Source organism: Streptomyces sp. I05A-00742, assembly GCF_013055795.1.
Classification (GTDB): Bacteria; Actinomycetota; Actinomycetes; order Streptomycetales; family Streptomycetaceae; genus Streptomyces.
Genome location: NZ_JABETO010000088.1, coordinates 1 through 3,485, shown reverse-complemented (window position 1 = coordinate 3,485; position 3,485 = coordinate 1). Strand labels below are relative to the sequence as shown.

3 protein-coding genes and 1 pseudogene are annotated in these 3,485 nt (G+C 72.9%); 1 reads left to right on the top strand and 3 read right to left on the bottom strand.

From position 1 onward, the window contains the following. The 3 genes from HN013_RS32175 to HN013_RS32165 form a co-directional block, all read right to left on the bottom strand. Positions 1-1,407, bottom strand: a 1,407-nt coding sequence (locus HN013_RS32175; RefSeq protein ID WP_171172553.1) for a chromosome segregation SMC family protein, incomplete at its 3' end; no start/stop codon positions are given. 296 nt (positions 1,408-1,703) lie between these two features. After that, entirely contained in the window at positions 1,704-1,910 is a 207-nt protein-coding gene (locus tag HN013_RS32170; RefSeq protein ID WP_171172550.1) for a hypothetical protein, read from the bottom strand. Positions 1,911-2,318: 408 nt separating this feature from the next. Further along, the gene (locus HN013_RS32165; RefSeq protein WP_171172549.1) at positions 2,319-2,600 is read right to left on the bottom strand and encodes an acylphosphatase; all 282 of its coding nucleotides are present in this window, start codon (positions 2,598-2,600) and stop codon (positions 2,319-2,321) included. A gap of 174 nt (positions 2,601-2,774) precedes the next feature. Between HN013_RS32165 and HN013_RS32160 the strand changes: the two are divergent. Further along, a pseudogene (locus tag HN013_RS32160) lies at positions 2,775-3,485 on the top strand (hypothetical protein); the annotation flags it as partial.

Below are 3,485 nucleotides of genomic sequence, written 5' to 3'. Positions count from 1 at the left end.
GGCGGCCAGCGCGGCGTCGGCCGCGGCCAGGCCGTCCTTGGCCGCCCGGAGGCGGCCGGCGAGTTCGGCGTCGCCGGCGTCGGCGCCGTCCGCCTCGGCCTGCCGGAGCTCGTACTCCTCCTGTGCCGCGGACGCGCGCTCCCGGGCCTCGTCCCGTGCGGTCGCCAGCCGGCCGGCCTCGGCCTCGGCGGAGGCCACCCGGCCCCGGGCCGCGGTGACCCGGCCCTGCAGCCGGGCGAGCTGTTCCCGCCGGTCGGCGAGGGCGCGGGCGGCGTCGCGCAGGCGACGTTCCTCCTCGGCGAGGCGCCGTTCGAGCTCCGCGCGGTGGGCCGAGGTGTCCTCCAGGGCGCGGCCGGCCGCGTCCAGGGCGGCCTCCAGCTCGGCCTCCTGCTCCCGGATCCGGGCGGCCTCCCGCTCCAGGTCCTCGGGGTCCCGGCCGCGCCGTTCCTCGGCCGGGGCGGCGGTGGCGCTGGTGACCCGGGCGTCGGCGAGCCCGATGGTGCCGCGCACCCGTTCCGCCAGACGGGAGAGCTCGTACCAGGTCTGCTGGGCGGTGGCCAGCCGCGGTGCCAGCTCCTCGACCTGGCGTTCGAGCGCGGCCTCGCGCCGGGCGGCGGCGGCGAGTTCGGCCTCGGCGGCGTCCCTGCGGCTCTTGAGCGCGGCCTCGTCGGCGATCTCGGCGCGCAGCGCCTCGCGGAGGGTCGTCAGGTCGTCGGCCAGCAGCCGCAGCCGGGCGTCGCGCAGGTCGGCCTGGATGACGGCGGCCCGGCGGGCCACGGCGGCCTGCCGGCCCAGCGGCTTGAGCTGGCGGCGCAGTTCGTCGGTGAGGTCCTGGACGCGGGCGAGGTTGGCGCGCATCGCGTCGAGCTTGCGGAGCGCCTTCTCCTTGCGCTTGCGGTGCTTGAGGACGCCGGCCGCCTCCTCGATGAAGGCACGGCGGCCGGCCGGGTCGGCGTGCAGGACGGAGTCGAGCTGGCCTTGGCCGACGATGACGTGCATCTCCCGGCCGATGCCGGAGTCGGAGAGGAGCTCCTGGATGTCGAGGAGGCGGCAGGTGTCACCGTTGATCTGGTACTCGCTGCCGCCGTTGCGGAACATGATCCGCGTGATGGTGACCTCGGCGTAGTCGATCGGGAGGGCACCGTCGGCGTTGTCGATGGTGAGGGAGACCTCGGCGCGGCCGAGGGGCGGCCGGCCGGTCGTCCCGGCGAAGATGACGTCCTCCATCTTGCCGCCGCGCAGCGACTTGGCCCCCTGCTCGCCCATGACCCAGGAGAGGGCGTCCACAACGTTCGACTTGCCGGACCCGTTGGGGCCCACGACGCAGGTGATGCCGGGCTCGAAGCGCAGGGTCGTGGCGGACGCGAAGGATTTGAACCCGCGCAGGGTCAGGCTCTTGAGGTGCACGCGGAAGGACTTTACCGTCCTGCCCCGTATCGTCCCCTGCCCGCGCGGGGCCCTGGCGCGCCGTCGCGGGAGGTGCCGGGGGCATGGTTTCGCCCCGGAACGGGGAGGGCACAGTTGCGGTACGAGATGGGGGGCGAACGCGAGTGGACGACGGGGGTAACGCGGGGACACCGGAGGACGCCGGGCGCGGGCACCGGGCGCCCCGGAAAACGACGAAGGGACGCCGAAGCGTCCCTTGCAGATTCTCAAGCGGCTGACAGTGCAGCCCGACCGGGCCCCCGGGGCAGGGCGTACGGTCAGGCGAGCGCAGGCTCCGCCTGGGATACGTCGATGCTGTCGAGCAGCGAGTCACCGCGGTGAGCGGCGGCAGACAGCGCGTCGTTCTCGGCCTGCATCCGGATGAGCTCGGATTCCAGGTCCTGGACTCGCTGCTGAAGCCGTCGCATCTCGGAGAGGACTCGGGGGTCGGAGCCGCCGACGTAACCGAGAAGCGCCTTTGCCATGATGGATGGTCCTCCACACTGAGTGACCGACCTATGCGGTGTGGGTCGTGAGGGATTCGCACCCGCGGTGCTTGGCCATCGCTACTGCCGTGTCTTCCATGCCAAACAGCTAAGGTGCGCGGGGCTTCCAGAGTCTCACCAAATGGTTTGACGGTCAACACGATCACACCGCGTATCGACGGGCGTCCCGGGGGTGCGCGGCGGGTGAAATGCGCGGCGCCTTTCCCTGACCGGGCCCGGAGGGGTGAAGAGATCATCCGTTGGGATGCAGCCTTGCACGGCGGGGCCGTCTTGGCAACCATCAGGCAATATCCAGGGTGAGCATATGCCAATGGCATAAACGAAGATAATCCGGCCCCTTCGATTACCCCGCATTCCCCGGTCCGGGCGGAACCGTGCCGGCGGTTGTCAGCGGATCTCGAATCCGTCGTATCCACCGCGCGGTGTGGCCCAGATCTCGGTCACACCGTCCACGCGCCCGGGCGTGTCCCCGTCCCGGAGCCAGTCGAGCAGCTGTTCGCACTCCGTGCGCGGCCCCTCGGCCACCACCTGGACCCGCCCGTCGGCGAGGTTGGACGCGAAACCGATCAGGCCGCCGATGCGCAGCGCGTTCTCCCGGGTGAACCAGCGGAAGCCCACACCCTGCACATGACCACGGACCCAGGCGGTGAGACGGACACAGTCGTTCATGTCTGCACGCTAACCGGCCAATTAGATAAGCAGCACTTCGGCCCCTCATTTCTTGCCGTACAGTCGCGCCTCGAAAAGAAGACTCCCCCGTACGAGTGATGCCACGCGAGACGCACTGAGACGCCGAGCACGTAAGGAAGGCAGCGGATGGGTCGCCATCGACGCTCTGCCCCCGTGACCTCCGAAGAAGCGACAGCGAGTCCCCGGGCAGCCAGGGATCCCCTGACGAGCGGGACGGCCGAACTGTACGACCCGGCCGAAGCGCCCACCGTCCCCCTTCCCGTCGCGGTTCCGCCGCCGGCCGAGTGCCGCCCGGGCTCCCCCGGCCGGCACCGCGGCTCGCGCCGGGCCGGCGGCAAGGACCGGAGCCCGAAGCCCGAGAAGGCACGGGACAAGCGGGAGAAGGAGAAGACACCGAAGCCCCGGAAGGCGCGGGAGCCGAAACGGGAGACCGGCGGGAAGCGGGACACCGGCCGGAAGGGCGGTGCCGTCGTCGGCGGCGTCGCGGAGGCGGCGCCGGCCGGTGCCGGCCGGCCGCCGAAGGGGAAGCCGCCCGCGCGGACCGGACTGCTGGGCGCCTCGGCCGCGGTGGCCATAGGAGCCGTGGCCATGGTCTCCGGCCTGCTGCCGGGCAACCCGCTGACCGTGGGCGACAGCGACGGCGCCGGCCGCGGCGGAAGCCCCGGCGGACAGGTCCGCGCCGACGCCCCCATCGAGGTACCGCCCGGCGTCGGAGTCCGCCCCGAGCGGCAGCCGACGGTCCGGCACACCGGCCCGACCGTCCCGGTGGAGCGGCCGGAAGCGGCGGTCAGCAGGGCGTACGACCGCGATGACGCCCGGCCGGCCGCGGCCCGGGCCGTCGCCCCCGCGCAGGCGGCCGACGCA